This window comes from Parasynechococcus marenigrum WH 8102, assembly GCF_000195975.1.
Classification (GTDB): Bacteria; Cyanobacteriota; Cyanobacteriia; order PCC-6307; family Cyanobiaceae; genus Parasynechococcus; species Parasynechococcus marisnigri.
Genome location: NC_005070.1, coordinates 889736 through 904259, shown reverse-complemented (window position 1 = coordinate 904259; position 14524 = coordinate 889736). Strand labels below are relative to the sequence as shown.

Sequence of the window (14524 nt, the reverse complement as noted above, 5' to 3'; positions counted from 1 at the left end):
TCCAGCCAGTGAGATCAGCGAGGTCTTGTCTTCCTCCAACCCGTCATTGCGAGCCGCCAACAGCCTGCGCAAGCGACTGCGCAGCGGCATCGCCATCGGCGGCTTCGGCGCGGTGGTGGTTCTGCTGGGGGGCTGGTGGCTCACCCTCGGCGTCGGCGTGATCGTGCATCTGGGTCTGCTGGAGTTCTTCCGCATGGCTCAGTTCAAAGGAATCCGCCCGGCCACCAAAACAACGCTCGTGGCCTGTCAGTTGCTGCTGCTCACCACCCAGTGGGCAGCGGTTCAGAGCGGCTGGCCCGAGGCGCTGTCGGGGGCGGTGCTGCCCCTGGCCGGTGCCGCCATCTGTGCCTGGTTGCTGCTGCAGCCGCTCACCGGATCGATTGCTGACATCGCCGCCTCAATCTTCGGACTGTTTTATTTGGGGTTTCTGCCCAGTCACTGGCTGGCCCTGCGCAACCTCTCCGATCCGGCCCTGGCTCCTGGAACAGCCTGGCTGTGCAGCAGTGGTCTGGCCATCACCCTCTCGGCCTGCCTGATGATCGTGGCGAGCGACATCGGTTCATGGGCATTCGGCAAGCGCTACGGCAGGACGCCTTTGTCCCCGATCTCGCCGTCCAAAACAGTGGAGGGTGCCCTCGGGGGATTCGGATGCGCCATGGCCGTCGGCCTGCTCTGCGCGCGGGTGATGGGATGGCCGCTCGGTGGATTGCCAGGGGTGGCCGTCGGCGCACTGGTGGCCCTGATTGCCCTGGTGGGAGATCTGACTGAATCGATGATGAAACGCGATGCCGGACTGAAGGACTCCGGTGACGTGCTGCCAGGCCATGGAGGAATCCTTGATCGCATTGACAGCTACCTGTTCACCCCGGCCGTGCTGTACGCGCTGCTGACCCTGGCGAAGCCGCTGATCAGCACCGGCTAGCACGATTTAGTGAAGAAATTGTCACTCAGGCGTTACGATTGCGTGCCCCTGGAGGGTCAGCAGTCCGGCCCCCAGGGTCGCATCGGTGATGGTGATCGCCGGATCCATGGGCAACACTGCTCGGGTCTCCGGGGAATCTGAAGCCGACAGAACAACCGTGCCCGCCTCGGCTCGCAGGCGGAAGCGCTTCCGGATCGGATCCCGTTGTGCGGCGACTGATGCCACCAACTCCAGTTCGTCGTTCTCGATCCGCAGCTGGCCCAGGGGCTTCAGGCCCATCAGTTGCTCAGCAATCCAATCGCCGAGTTCACGCCAACGCTCAGACAACAACGCATCGCCAAGCGGCTGACCTGGCATCGACACCGTGCCCTTCACCTGGAAAGGATCCTTCAGAGCCAACATCCGGCCTGGACGCAACCAGGTGAGATCCAGCTGAATCGGTCCGCTGCTGATCTCGGCATGGTGCAGTGGCAACCCCTCAAAGCGCACATCCCGTGCCGACAAAACCGCACCCTGCAGCCGACCCCGCATCAGCCCAAGAGATGACCCTTGCAAGGTGAGGTCGAGATCCCCCACCTGATCACAGCGACTGCGGATCCAGAGCCCCAGACCGGTGGAGATCAACTGCAGCAGTGGATCGCTCATGAAACCAGCAGCTCCAGGCAGCGGTCAGCAACCCGTTGCGGCTGATCGATGTGGGGGAGATGACCGCAGGCCTCAAAGGTTTCGGCTGGGTGCTGCAGCAAACTTTCGGCCGCCTGCTTGAGCGGTGCACGCAGGATTCGATCATCAGCGCCCCAGATCACGTGCAGGGGCTGCGGTGGCAACGGCTCACCACAACCGGCGAAGCCACCGCTGCGGGCAAACGCTGCCAGGGCCTCAGCCCACCCTGGACATTGCAGATGCAGCGATGCGATCTGTTCCTCCGGCGGGCCCACCTGCCCATCCGGATCAGCAAAGGCCTGGCGGCAAAGCCCGCGACGCACCCCAGGCCGACCGAGAAACCAGGCGCCAAGCCGATCAAGCAGGGGCGGGACCGGCATGGGCCGGCCCGTCAGCCCAGCTGGAGCTAACAACAGCAACTGATGAATTCTCTCCGGCTGACGTTGGGCCAGCTCCACCGCCACCGCACCACCCATCGAGGCTCCGATCACACCGATGGCCCCATCGGCATCGAGATGCGCCACCAGTGCCTCGAGGTGCTGAAGGACAGCCTCCGGGCCGTAGGCCGCCTGCGGCGGACGCGGCGAAAAGCCAAATCCGAACAGATCGGGGATGAACAGCTGAAAGCGATCGGCCAACAATGGCGCCAGACGCCGAAATTCCAGAAAGCTGCTGTCAAAACCATGCAGCATCAGCAGCGGAGGCCCCTGACCGACCACAGCCACAGGGAAGGGAGTTTCAAGGCCCAGACTCTGCAACGGCCACCACTGCACCTGCAGCGCCAGGTCCCTGGCCTGCGGGTCCAGCAGCTCGGGGATCAAACCATCGAGCAGGCTTTTCAAGGCGCGACGGGACTGGGTTCGGCGGCTCCCACCAATGCCTCAAGCAACGCCCCCGGTGTCACCGCAAATGGAAGGTTGTGCAGGTCTGATCCTTCACGGCAGGCGAAGGCACAGACCTGTTGAAGATCACTAAGACTGGCGTTGGACAGCCCAAGATCCTGCAGGCTCACAGGAAGCTGCAACTGCCGCAGCAGGGGAAGCAACTGGCGGTGGGCCTGGCCGGCCAGGCGGTTGCCACCCAGACGTTCTTCCAGGCGGAGCTGCACCAGGATCCCGAAGCCCACCTTCTCGCCATGCAGCACGTCTTGGCAGGCCTGCAGTTGGGTGAGACCGTTGTGCACGGCGTGAGCTGCAACGGTTCTGCAGCGGGCACCCCCCAAGCCGCCGATCACACCGGCAGTAAGTGCACAGGCCTCGGCCGTGCGGGCCCAGGCCGCACTGTGGGGATCCTGCAGGGCCAGGGGACCATCAATCATCAATTGATCCCGCAGCACACGGGCCATCTGCACCGCCTGCTGCACCAGCCCATCGCTGCTGTCGCCGCTGCTGACCGAAGCTTCGTACCACTTCGCCAGGGCATCGGCGATGCCGCTGGCCAGGGTGCGAGCAGGAGCCTGGCGAACCAGGCCATGGTCAAACACCAGCAGCTCAGGGCAGCGCGTCAGGGCCACATCGCCCTCAAAGGCTCCATGCATCGAATAAAGATTGGAGAGAGCTGTCCAACCCGCGCAGGTGGCAGCACTCAACGGCACTGTGATGCAGGGCAGCTGAAGGCGATGGGCGAGCAACTTGCCAGCATCAAGAACCTTCCCACCACCGGCGGCGAGAACGGCATCACAGTCGGCTGCCTCAGCGGCCAGACGCTGTAGATCCTCCTCGCAACAGTCGTAGCTGAGCTCAGCTGGTTGCGGCGTCAGACAACTGTGAACGAGATCCGAAACAAGGGCTGACCGCAGGCTCACCGTGGCCTGACTGCGGCCCAACAGGAGAGGGCGGGAACAAAGGGCACTGATCTTGGACAGCGCCTCTGCCCAGGCACCCTCCCCCCGCAGCACCACCGCCGGGGCGATGGCGTGGGAGGAGATGGACACAACCATCAGACAGCCGCACCTGCCAATTGAGGAGAGCTCTCAGCCAGACCTTTGTGGCGGACGACAACTTTCTTGTCGTCGTCGACATCCACCTCGGCATGGTCACCATCCTTGATCCGGCCGGAGAGCACTTCCTCTGCCAGGGAATCCTCCAGCAACCGCATCACAGCGCGACGCAGGGGGCGAGCTCCATAGGCCGGGTTGTATCCCTCTTCCACCAACCGCTCCTTGAACGCATCGGACACGGTGAGGGTGATGCCTTTCTCGCCCATCCGGCCGAAGACTTCCTTCAGCATGATTTCGGCGATCTCCTTCACCTCATCGCGGCTGAGCTGACGGAACACGATGATCTCGTCGAGCCGGTTGAGGAATTCAGGGCGGAAGTACTGCTTCAGCTCCTCATTCACGAGCGAGCGGATGCGGGTGTATTGAGACTCCTCAGCACTCTCACCAGAGAACTCGAAACCAAGGCCACCGCCACCCTTCTCAATAACCTTCGAACCGATGTTCGAGGTCATGATCACCAGGGTGTTCTTGAAGTCGACCGTGCGGCCCTTGGAATCGGTCAGACGGCCATCTTCAAGTAGCTGCAGTAGCAGGTTGAACACATCAGGGTGCGCTTTCTCGATTTCATCGAACAGCACCACGGTGTAGGGGCGGCGTCGCACCGCTTCGGTGAGCTGACCGCCTTCGTTGAAGCCCACATAGCCCGGAGGCGAGCCGATCAGCTTGCTGACCGTGTGGCGCTCCATGAACTCCGACATGTCGAGGCGGATCATCGCCTCCTCACTGCCGAAGAAGTAGGTGGCCAGAGCCTTGGTGAGCTCGGTCTTACCGACACCGGTGGGGCCGGAGAAGATGAAGCTGGCGATGGGACGATTCGGGTTCTTCAGACCGACACGGGCCCGACGGATGGCTTTGGACACCGCCTTGACCGCTTCGTCCTGACCGATCAGACGCTGGTGCAGCGTCTCCTCCATGTTCAGCAGCTTCACCGATTCGCTCTCGGTGAGCTTCTGCACCGGCACACCGGTCCAGGAGGCAACGATCTGGGCAATGTCCTCCTCATTCACCATGGGCGAGGACTCGGCGGACTCTGCCGCAGGCGCATCGCTCTGGTCTGCGGACGCTTCAGCAACGGCGGTGGCATCGGTGCGGTTGGCTTGCAGCAGAGAGCGAATCTGATCGCGCAGCTCAACCTCCTTTTCACGAAGTTCACCGGCTTTAGTGAAGTCCTGGTCGCGTACGGCGTCCTCTTTCTGTTTCTGGACGCCGCGCAACTCCTTGTCCACCTCCTTGGCCTCGGGTGGGAGCTTGGAATTGAGCAGCCGAACCCGTGAACCGGCCTCATCAATCAGGTCGATCGCCTTGTCGGGGAGGAAGCGGTCCGAGATGTAGCGATCACCGAGGGTTGCCGCAGCCACAAGAGCATCGTCGGTGATCTTGAGGCGGTGGTGCTGCTCGTAGCGCTCGCGCAGGCCCCGCAGGATTTCGATGGTGTCATCGATGGAGGGCTCACCGACGTTGACGGGCTGGAAACGCCGTTCCAGCGCAGCATCACGCTCGATGTGCTTGCGATACTCATCCAGGGTTGTGGCACCGATGCACTGCAGCTCGCCCCTGGCGAGAGCCGGCTTGAGAATGTTGGCCGCATCGATGGCGCCCTCAGCAGCACCAGCACCGATCAGGGTGTGAACCTCGTCGATCACCAGGATCACGTTCCCGGCCGCCTTGATCTCCTCCATGATCTTCTTGAGGCGCTCCTCAAACTCACCGCGGTATTTGGTCCCTGCGACGAGCAGTCCAATATCAAGGGTGAGGACGCGCTTGTCTTCCAGGATGTCCGGAATTTCACCCTGCTGGATGCGCTGAGCAAGACCTTCGGCGATAGCCGTCTTGCCCACACCCGGCTCGCCGATCAACACCGGATTGTTCTTGGTTCGGCGACCCAGGATCTGGATGACCCGTTCAATCTCGTTGTGGCGACCCACCACGGGGTCCAACTTGGCCTCGTTGGCCATCTGGGTGAGGTTGCTGCCGAATTCATCCAGGGTGGGTGTCTTGGTGGAACCTTTTGCTCCACCACCACCGCCACCGCCGGACACTTCGGCGGTTTCACCCAGCATGCGAATGACCTGGGTTCTGACCTTGGCCAGATCCACACCCAGATTCTCGAGCACACGGGCCGCAACGCCTTCGCCTTCCCGTATCAAACCGAGCAGCAGATGCTCGGTACCGATGTAGTTGTGCCCCAACTGTCTGGCTTCTTCCAGGGAGAGTTCGAGCACCCGCTTAGCCCTTGGCGTGAAGGGGATCTCAACGGCCACAAAGCCAGAACCTCGGCCGATGATCTTCTCAACTTCAACCCGGGCGTCCTTGAGGTTGACACCCATCGACTTCAGAACCTTCGCGGCGACACCCGTGCCCTCTCCGATCAAACCCAGAAGAATCTGTTCGGTGCCAACGAAGTTGTGACCAAGTCGCCGAGCCTCTTCCTGGGCCAGCATGATCACCTTGATGGCCTTCTCAGTAAAACGTTCGAACATCGCGAGGCCGATACGTAAGTCTGTCCAAGCTATCAGGAGTCCGAGGCTGATGCGAGTGTTCGGTTGGTTCGGTCACTTTCCAGTCGTCAACTGGCCTGTCGCGTCCGCAAATTAACAACAAGATCAAAAAGATTTCGATCTTTTTTGTCTCTCAGGGGCGGGAAACCGAACAACACCGAAGGCCGACCGGAGCTACTCCTCGGTGGACAACCGGCGCCACTGGATCAGGGCATCGGAACCGTCTCGGTAGTACTTCTCACGGCGACCGGCGGTTTTGAAACCAACGCGGTGATACAGAGAGAGCGCGGCGATGTTGTCGCTACGGACCTCGAGGGTGGCGTGGGCAGCACCGTCCTGGCGTGCCCGTTGCAACAGCGCCGTGAGAAGACGACGGCCATGGCCCCGTTGACGCTCGTCGGGATCCACCGCCAACACCGTGATGTGCAGTTCATCCACGACGAGCCAACCGCAGGCCACTCCGGACAAGCCTTTCTCGTCCCGCACCAACCCAAGGCAGAGGCGACGGGGATCCTCCAGTTCGGAGCGCCACTGCTGAGCACTCCAGAACCCGTTCAACGCCCGTTCGTCCAGAACGAGACACGCCGCCAACCAGCTGGGATCGAGATCGATCACCGTCACCCTGAACCTGCCGGGGGCACACCGATTCCTACATTGCCTCTCTTCGCCGGCCCGTCGTGACCCAAGCCTTCGCCAGCCAGAAGCCCTACGAAACAGAGCGGGACACGGCCAGTCCCAACCGCAACCTGGCGCCGGTCACCACCTGTCTGGACGAGCGTGATCGGCTGATGGTGGGGGGTTGCCTGCTCAGCGACCTTGCCCAGCGCTACGGCACGCCGCTTTACGTGCTGGATGAGGACACGGTGCGCGGCACCTGTCGTGCCTACAGGGACGCTCTGAAACAGCATTACCCCGGGCCCTCCCTGCCGATCTACGCCTCCAAAGCCAACAGCTCACTGCTGGTGAGCAGCATCGCCGCCTCCGAAGGCCTTGGCCTTGATGCGGTCTCCGCCGGTGAATTGCTGACGGCTTTCCAGGGGGGGATGCCCGGCGAGCGGATGGTGCTGCACGGCAACAACAAGAACGACGAGGAGCTCCTGCTCGCTTACAACAACGACGTCACGATCGTCGTTGATAACCAGCACGATCTGGAACGCCTGGCGGAACTGGTACCTGCCGGCGGCGCACCGGCCCGTCTGATGCTGCGCTTCACCCCCGGCATCGAGTGCCACACCCACGAGTACATCCAAACCGGCCACTTAGACAGCAAGTTCGGCTTCGACCCCGACCTGCTGGAGTCGGTGCTTCGGCAGCTGGTGGGCAAGCCCTGGGCGAAGCTCACCGGTCTTCATGCCCATATCGGCTCCCAGATCTTTGAACTGGAGCCGCATCGGGACCTGGCGGCAGTGATGGCCGATGCCCTCAAGCTGGCCCGAAGCCTGGGTCATCCCGTGGAGGACCTCAATGTTGGTGGCGGCCTCGGGATCCGTTATGTGGCCTCGGATGATCCGCCAACCATCGAGCAGTGGGTGAAGGTGGTGGCCGATGCCGTCACGGCCGCCTGCCGGGATCGTCAACTGGAGCTGCCACGGTTGCTCTGCGAGCCGGGCCGTTCCCTGGTGGCCACCGCCGGAGTGACGCTGTACGCCGTGGGCTCCCGCAAGACCATTCCTGGTGTGCGCACCTACGTCGCCATCGACGGCGGCATGAGCGACAACCCCAGACCGATCACCTATCAGTCGCTTTACACCTGCTGCCTGGCCGACCGACCGCTGGCCCCAGCGGAAGAGACCGTGAATCTGGTGGGCAAGCACTGCGAATCCGGTGATGTGCTGCTGAAGGATTTACCGCTCCCCACCACTCAAAGCGGAGACATCGTCGCCGTGTTCGCAACCGGTGCCTACAACGCATCGATGAGCTCCAACTACAACCGAATTCCACGGCCCGCTGCTGTGGTGGTTCAAAGCGGCTCTTCGGAGCTTTTTCAGAAGCGCGAGCAGCCGGATGATTTGCTGCGCTACGACGTGCTTCCAGAGAGGTTCCGGGCGTTACCTTGACTCCAGTACGACTTTTGCTGGGTGAACGTGCTGGCGGTGGTGGATCCGCGCCTGGTTCTCGACGTTCTGTTCGCCTCAGCCATTGGATTCCTGCTGTTTTCCCGTGTCAATGAGGCACGAACCCTCTGGCTCCTGAGGGGATACCTTTTCCTGGTCGCCCTGGCCTGGTTCGTCCAGCGCTACGCCAATCTGCCGCTGACCTCAAAACTGGTCGATGCGTTGGTGCTGGCCTGCTCACTGTCATTGGCCATCCTCTGGCAGGGGGAGTTGCGACGTCTGATGGAACTTCTCGGCACCGGCCGGCTGGCGGTGTTGCTCGGCAATCCCCAGAAGGAGTTCCGCGGCAGCGCCGGCACCGTGACGCAGATCACCGAGGCGGCCGGCCGCCTCTCACAACAACGTCGGGGGGCCCTGATCGTGGTGGACATGGGCAGCGATCTTCGGCCGGAAGATTTCCTCAACCCCGGCGTCGCCATCGGTGCGCAGCTCAGTCGCGAGCTGTTGTTGAATCTGTTCGCCGCCGACACACCACTCCACGATGGAGCTGTTCTTGTGCGCGGCAATCGCATCGAAGCAGCCGGGGTGATCCTGCCGCTGTCACGCCACAGCGTCAGCCGCTACGGAACCCGCCATCTGGCAGCTCTGGGCATCACCGAACGGTTCGACCGCTGCATCTGCATTGTTGTCTCTGAGGAAACCGGCACCTTGTCGCTCTCCAATCAAGGCAAGCTCGAGCGACCGATCACCAGTTCGAGGCTGGAGGAGCTCCTGCGGGAACTGCTCAGCAGCGCCGAATCCAGGCCCCCAGCACGACGTACGGTGGTGAGCTCATCGGCTGAATCGCTGTCTTGAGCCGACCACTGGCCACCAGCCACGACACCACTCCATCCCAGCTCTGCCCTCCCGAGCTGGATGGGGATCGGTTGCCGGTCCATGTGGCTGTGATCATGGATGGCAACGGACGCTGGGCTGAAGCCAGGGGCCTGCCTCGGATGATGGGGCACCGCGCCGGGGTGGAAGCGCTCAAGTCAACCCTTCGGCTTTGCAGCGACTGGGGCATCGCTGCCCTCACCGCTTACGCCTTCTCAACAGAAAACTGGTCACGGCCAGGTGACGAGGTGAATTTCCTGATGACCCTGTTCGAACGGGTGCTGCAGAAGGAGCTGCGCACCCTCGAGGAAGAACAGGTCCGCATTCGTTTTCTGGGTGACCTGGACGCCCTGCCGCTGAAACTGCAGGAGCTGATCGGCGATGCCACGGAGCGGACGGCTGCCAACGACGGCATTCATTTCAACGTTTGCACCAATTACGGCGGTCGGCGGGAGCTAGTGCGTGCGGCGCAGCGTCTGGCACGTCAGGCCGCCAATGGTGATCTGATGCCCGAAGACATCGATGAGAACAGCCTGGCTGCGGAACTGTTCACCGCCGGCGAGCAGGATCCTGATCTGCTGATTCGCACCAGCGGCGAACACCGCATCAGCAACTTCCTGCTCTGGCAGCTGGCCTATGCCGAGATCCACGTCACCGATGTGTTCTGGCCCGACTTCAATGCCGAGGCCCTGAAGCGGGCGTTGCTGGATTTCCAGAGCCGCTCCCGCCGCTTCGGAGGCCTTGATCCACTCACGCCATGACGTTCACGATCCGCCACGACTGGACCATCGCCGAAATCCAGGCGCTGCTGGAACTACCGCTAATGGAGTTGCTTTGGCAAGCGCAATATGTGCACCGTGCCGCCAACCCCGGCTATCGGGTGCAACTGGCCTCCCTGCTCAGCGTGAAGACGGGCGGCTGCGAAGAGGACTGTGCCTACTGCTCCCAATCGATCCACAACAGCAGTGATGTAACGGCCTTCGAGGCCCAGATGCAGGTGGAGCCGGTGCTGCAACGGGCCCGGGCCGCGAAAGAGGCTGGCGCCGATCGCTTCTGCATGGGCTGGGCCTGGCGAGAGATCCGCGATGGCGCTCCCTTTGAAGCGATGTTGTCGATGGTGCGCGGCGTGCGGGACCTGGGCATGGAGGCCTGCGTGACCGCCGGAATGCTCAGCGATCAGCAGGCGGAACGGCTGGCGGAGGCGGGCCTCACCGCCTACAACCACAACCTCGACACCAGCCCAGAGCACTACGACCGGATCATCTCCACCCGCACATATCAGGAGCGACTCGAGACCCTGCAACGCGTTCGCAAGGCGGGTGTCACCCTCTGCTGCGGCGGCATCATCGGCATGGGGGAGACGTTGCGGGATCGCGCCTCGATGTTGCAGGTGCTGGCCTCGATGGCCCCTCACCCGGAGAGTGTTCCCGTAAACGGTCTGGTGGCTGTGGAGGGCACCCCCTTGGAAGATCAGGCTCCGTTTGAGCCGCTGGAGCTGGTGCGGATGGTGGCCACCGCAAGAATCCTGATGCCTCGGGCTCGGGTGCGACTCAGCGCTGGCCGTGAATCGATGAGCCGGGAAGCGCAGATCCTCTGCCTGCAGGCCGGTGCTGATTCGATCTTTTACGGCGACACCCTGCTGACCACCGGCAATCCAGACGTTGAAGCCGACCGTCAGTTGCTTGCTGATGCCGGGGTGCAGGCCAACTGGCAGGAGTGCCAGACCACGGCATGAGCCGCTTGCTCGTGGCGGCGTTCTACGCCTTCACACCCCTCGATGACGACCAGCGCGAGGCTTTGCTGAGTGCCTTGCCGACCCAGGCCAGCCATGGAGCTGTGCTCGGCTCGGTGTTGGTTGCCAAGGAGGGCGTCAATGGCACGATCAGTGGTCCGGAGCAGGGGGTCGAGGGCCTGCTTGAGCATCTGCAGGAGCAGCTGAAGCTGGGCGAGCAGCACTTTGAACGGTTGGAGGTGAAACGCAGCTGGGCGGAGCGATCGGTGTTCCGCCGTTTCAAGGCTCGGCGCAAGAAGGAAATCGTGACCATGGGGGTGACTGGCGTGGATCCCCGAGCCAACGTCGGCACCTACGTGGATCCCGAGGACTGGAACGGTCTGGTCGATGACCCCGACACCCTGGTGATCGACACCCGCAACCACTACGAGACCGCCATCGGCAGCTTTGACGGTGCCATCGATCCAGGTACCGACAGCTTCCGCGACTTTCCTCACTGGGCCGAAACCAAGCTCCGCCCCCTCATTGACGAGACCGCACCAAAGCGCATCGCCATGTTCTGCACCGGCGGCATCCGCTGCGAGAAAGCCAGCAGCTACCTGCAACACCAGGGGTTCGGGGAGGTGCATCACCTGCGGGGCGGCATCCTCAAATACCTCGAGCAGGTCCCCGAGGAGGAGAGCCGTTGGCGGGGGGAATGCTTCGTATTCGATCAGCGGGTGGCCCTCAACCACCAACTGGAACCCGGAGAGCACAGCCTCTGCCATGCCTGCGGACTGCCCCTGTCACCCGAGCAGCGGTCGTTGCCGAGTTACATCAAAGGGGTGCAGTGCCTGCATTGCATCGACCGTTTTTCGGAGAGCGACCGCCAACGCTTCGCCATGCGCCAACGGCAGATGGATCAGCTGTCGTCTGCCTCCTCCAAGAAGTCCGACGATTTCTCGCTGTAAAGAGCCTTCCATTCAGCATCCGTTTTGCAGTAGCGGTTGTGCTGCAGCATGTGGAGGGTCTGAATGGAACATCCCAGGGCAATGATCACCATGGGAATCAACCAAACGGGATCGCGGAAGGAGATGCGCTTACGACTCATCAGTTCACCTCCAATTCACGGTCGTACACCTCATCGTTCTGGGACGCCCAGCGCGCTTCAGTGACACAGCCACCGGCGTGAATCTGCTGATGAGCGACGAACAGTCCCACCATCCAGGCGAGCAGTCCAAGTGGAACCAGAGCTCGCATCACCGAAACAGACCATTCACACCCACGCTTAACGCATCCCCCCCCCGTCGCCAAGAACATGCTGCCGATCCTCTACAGCTTCCGGCGGTGCCCTTACGCCATGCGGGCACGTTGGGCCCTGTTAGAGGCGGGGTTACTGGTGCAGTGGCGCGAGATCGAATTGCGTGCCAAACCCGCCGCCATGCTGGAAGCCTCAGCCAAGGGCACGGTGCCGGTGCTGGTGCTGGCCGACGGCACCGTGATCGAGGAAAGCCTCGAGCTGATGCATTGGGCCCTTGCCCAGGCGGACCCCAGGGACTGTCTCGGTGCAGGTGATCTGGATCCGTGGGTGGGAGAGAACGATGGTGTGTTCAAACACCACCTCGATCGTTTCAAGTACAGCGACCGTTATCCAGAGGCGGATCGATCAACCCATCAACAGGAGGGACGGGCGATCCTCAAGGGATGGAATGACCGCATCCGAGCAGCCGGCTGGCTGGCCGGTGAACGGATGGGCCTGGCCGATGCAGCCCTGTGGCCGTTCGTGCGCCAGTGGCGGATCGCTGATCCTCAGGGATTCGATGCCGACCCTGAGCTGGAGCCATTGCGCGGTTGGCTGAATCGCTTCCTGCAGGCGCCTGCTTTTGAGCGATTGATGCAGCGCGCCGATCCCTGGGATCCAGGCGGTCAACAGCACCTTTTCCCGGCCGACGCCATCGCTGTTCCAACGGATCAACCCTTGTTTCATCTGGCCCTCGCCTCGGATTGGCATCAGGCCCAGAACGATGGGGAGTACAGCGTCTCCACCCGCGGACTGATGCTCGAGCAGGTGGGCTTTATCCACTGCTCCTGGCGCGAACAGGTCGACGCAACCTATGACCGCTTCTATGCCGATGCCGGTGAAGTGCTGTTGCTGGAGATCGACCCGGCTTTAGTCAGTGCCCCCCTACGGGGCGATGCCATTCCCACCGGTGAACTCTTCCCCCATCTGTACGGTCCCCTGCCACTCCATGCCGTGCGCGACGTGAGCCATCGATGATCAACGAACCATCACCATCCCTGCTCGAGCGGCTCGAGTTGCAGGCCAGCGAACGCGGCCTGCTGCTGAGGCTGCAGGTGGGCCGTCCGCTGGGGCTCTGGAGCCTGAGGTTGGTGGTGGCCTGCCCGGGGCCGAATGGCACAGCGCAACTGCTGGGGGAGATGAAGGGCTGGGCCTACGGAACAAGCAACGGCCTGCAGCTGGACACGATGCGGGTGGTTCCCCAAAGCCCGGCAGGGGTGGGCGATCTGGTCTGGGCCGCCACCATGGCCTGGGCCCTGGAAGCAACCCCCTGCAGCAGAGCCCGGCTGCTGGCGATCCGCGATGACGAACGCCAGCACAGCCGGCTGGTGCGTTATTTCCGCCAGCGGGGCTTTCAGCTGGAGCGGGATGTGGCAGCAGCCCTGTGGGATCTGCCGTTGCGAATGGTGTGGGGTGGCGCCGGTGCGCTGATGAGTGGTTCGGTGGAGCAGGTGCTGGAGCGGAGCCTGCGGAGCTGGCGTCAATCGGCAGCGTGATAACTGCTGCGCACCAGCGGACCACTGCGCACCTGGGCGAACCCAAGATCGCGGGCCACAGCACCGAGTTCGTCAAACTCCTCCGGCGTCCAATAGCGATCCACTGGGATGTGAGCCAAGGACGGACGCAGGTACTGGCCGAGGGTGAGGCGCTGACAATCCACAGCCCGCAGATCCCGCATCGCAGCAATCACCTCATCACGGCTCTCGCCAAGGCCCAGCATCAACCCTGATTTGGTGGGAATCGTTGGAGCCAGCTCCCGGCACGCCGCCAGCAGCCCGAGGGATCGCTCGTAGGTGGCACCGCGCCGTACCTCACCTTGCAGGCGTTGGACGGTTTCCAGGTTGTGGTTGAAGCACACGGGGTCAGCCGCGAGCACGGTGGACAGCCGCTCACGCTGCGCGGCAACAGCCTGTTGTGGATCGGGACAGCCACCCCAGAAATCCGGCGTCAACACCTCGATGGCAATCAGCGGATTGCGGGCGCGGATCGCCTCCATCGTTGTAGTGAAGAGAGCTGCACCGTGATCAGCCAGGTCATCACGGGCGACGGCCGTGAGCACCACATAACGCAGCTGCATCGCCTCCACCGCATCAGCCACCCGCTGCGCCTCAGCAGGGTCCACCGCCATGGGTGCTTGGCCCTTCTCCACCTGGCAGAAGGCACAGCTGCGGGTGCAGATCGAACCACCCAGCAAAAACGTGGCTGTGCCAGCTGCATAACACTCACCGCGGTTGGGGCAACGCCCCTCCTCGCAGATGGTGTGCAACCGGTTCTGCTTGACCAATCCCTGCACCCGCTCGAGCGCAGATGCATCGCCGATCGGTCGCCGCAGCCACTCCGGCAGTCGTTCCGTCGGAGCAATGGTGCTGTATTTGCTCATGCCATCTGACCTTCCCTTTTATTCTGGCGGGAGGGACGTCAGCGGGGGGGGGGCCGGCAACCTGGGAGGGTGCACCCGCCCGGAGCGATGTCACCGGCGAGTCAATCATCACGGAATCCTGACG

Annotated in this window: 16 protein-coding genes; 8 read left to right on the top strand and 8 right to left on the bottom strand. The window is 62.8% G+C overall.

From position 1 onward, the window contains the following. Positions 1 to 25 precede the first annotated feature (25 nt). A complete protein-coding gene (locus tag TX72_RS04680; protein ID WP_011127807.1) occupies positions 26 to 922 on the top strand; it encodes a phosphatidate cytidylyltransferase in 897 nt (298 codons plus the stop codon). A gap of 21 nt (positions 923 to 943) precedes the next feature. Here the strand turns inward: TX72_RS04680 and TX72_RS04675 are convergent, their stop codons facing one another. The 5 genes from TX72_RS04675 to rimI all read right to left on the bottom strand — a co-directional run bounded on the left by TX72_RS04675 (position 944) and on the right by rimI (position 6703). After that, positions 944 to 1567 (bottom strand): LmeA family phospholipid-binding protein, encoded by a 624-nt coding sequence (locus TX72_RS04675; protein ID WP_011127806.1) that lies wholly within the window; start codon positions 1565 to 1567, stop codon positions 944 to 946. Continuing rightward, positions 1564 to 2427 (bottom strand): alpha/beta fold hydrolase, encoded by an 864-nt coding sequence (locus tag TX72_RS04670; RefSeq protein ID WP_011127805.1) that lies wholly within the window; start codon positions 2425 to 2427, stop codon positions 1564 to 1566. The genes TX72_RS04675 and TX72_RS04670 overlap by 4 nt, the downstream gene beginning before the upstream one ends. Then, positions 2424 to 3524: an iron-containing alcohol dehydrogenase gene (locus tag TX72_RS04665; RefSeq protein ID WP_011127804.1), complete on the bottom strand. Its 1101-nt coding sequence runs from the start codon at positions 3522 to 3524 to the stop codon at positions 2424 to 2426. The genes TX72_RS04670 and TX72_RS04665 overlap by 4 nt, the downstream gene beginning before the upstream one ends. After that, positions 3524 to 6064, bottom strand: a complete 2541-nt coding sequence (locus TX72_RS04660) for an ATP-dependent Clp protease ATP-binding subunit (protein WP_011127803.1) — start codon at positions 6062 to 6064, stop codon at positions 3524 to 3526. Before TX72_RS04660 ends, TX72_RS04665 begins: the two co-directional genes overlap by 1 nt. Before the next feature lie 192 nt (positions 6065 to 6256). Beyond that, a complete protein-coding gene (gene rimI, locus TX72_RS04655; protein WP_011127802.1) occupies positions 6257 to 6703 on the bottom strand; it encodes a ribosomal protein S18-alanine N-acetyltransferase in 447 nt (148 codons plus the stop codon). Positions 6704 to 6759: 56 nt separating this feature from the next. Between rimI and lysA the strand changes: the two genes are divergently transcribed. Genes lysA through trhO form a run of 5 tightly spaced genes read left to right on the top strand, consistent with a single transcriptional unit; the run spans position 6760 to position 11691 of the window. Beyond that, positions 6760 to 8139, top strand: coding sequence for a diaminopimelate decarboxylase (lysA, locus tag TX72_RS04650; protein ID WP_011127801.1), 1380 nt, complete (start codon positions 6760 to 6762; stop codon positions 8137 to 8139). 21 nt (positions 8140 to 8160) lie between these two features. Next, positions 8161 to 8991 (top strand): diadenylate cyclase CdaA, encoded by an 831-nt coding sequence (gene cdaA, locus TX72_RS04645; RefSeq protein WP_011127800.1) that lies wholly within the window; start codon positions 8161 to 8163, stop codon positions 8989 to 8991. Then, positions 8988 to 9770: an undecaprenyl pyrophosphate synthase gene (gene uppS, locus TX72_RS04640; protein WP_011127799.1), complete on the top strand. Its 783-nt coding sequence runs from the start codon at positions 8988 to 8990 to the stop codon at positions 9768 to 9770. The genes cdaA and uppS overlap by 4 nt, the downstream gene beginning before the upstream one ends. Beyond that, complete coding sequence (bioB, locus tag TX72_RS04635; protein WP_011127798.1) at positions 9767 to 10744, top strand: biotin synthase BioB; 978 nt, start codon at positions 9767 to 9769, stop codon at positions 10742 to 10744. The genes uppS and bioB overlap by 4 nt, the downstream gene beginning before the upstream one ends. After that, positions 10741 to 11691 (top strand): oxygen-dependent tRNA uridine(34) hydroxylase TrhO, encoded by a 951-nt coding sequence (gene trhO / locus TX72_RS04630; RefSeq protein WP_042503267.1) that lies wholly within the window; start codon positions 10741 to 10743, stop codon positions 11689 to 11691. Before bioB ends, trhO begins: the two co-directional genes overlap by 4 nt. Here trhO and TX72_RS04625 read toward each other — a convergent pair. Together TX72_RS04625 and TX72_RS14120 are read right to left on the bottom strand one after the other, a co-directional pair. Continuing rightward, the gene (locus TX72_RS04625; RefSeq protein WP_042503264.1) at positions 11643 to 11831 is read right to left on the bottom strand and encodes a hypothetical protein; all 189 of its coding nucleotides are present in this window, start codon (positions 11829 to 11831) and stop codon (positions 11643 to 11645) included. The genes trhO and TX72_RS04625 overlap by 49 nt on opposite strands. Next, positions 11831 to 11980 carry a hypothetical protein gene (locus tag TX72_RS14120; protein ID WP_158305719.1) on the bottom strand — a complete coding sequence of 50 codons (150 nt, stop codon included), beginning with the start codon at positions 11978 to 11980 and terminating at the stop codon, positions 11831 to 11833. The genes TX72_RS04625 and TX72_RS14120 overlap by 1 nt, the downstream gene beginning before the upstream one ends. Positions 11981 to 12038: 58 nt before the next feature. Here TX72_RS14120 and TX72_RS04620 point away from each other — a divergent pair, with 58 nt between their 5' ends. After that, positions 12039 to 12998, top strand: coding sequence for a DUF952 domain-containing protein (locus TX72_RS04620; protein ID WP_011127796.1), 960 nt, complete (start codon positions 12039 to 12041; stop codon positions 12996 to 12998). Continuing rightward, entirely contained in the window at positions 12995 to 13516 is a 522-nt protein-coding gene (locus tag TX72_RS04615; RefSeq protein WP_011127795.1) for a hypothetical protein, read from the top strand. The genes TX72_RS04620 and TX72_RS04615 overlap by 4 nt, the downstream gene beginning before the upstream one ends. Here the strand turns inward: TX72_RS04615 and lipA are convergent. Continuing rightward, positions 13501 to 14400: a lipoyl synthase gene (gene lipA / locus TX72_RS04610; RefSeq protein WP_011127794.1), complete on the bottom strand. Its 900-nt coding sequence runs from the start codon at positions 14398 to 14400 to the stop codon at positions 13501 to 13503. The genes TX72_RS04615 and lipA overlap by 16 nt on opposite strands. Positions 14401 to 14524: the final 124 nt, after the last annotated feature.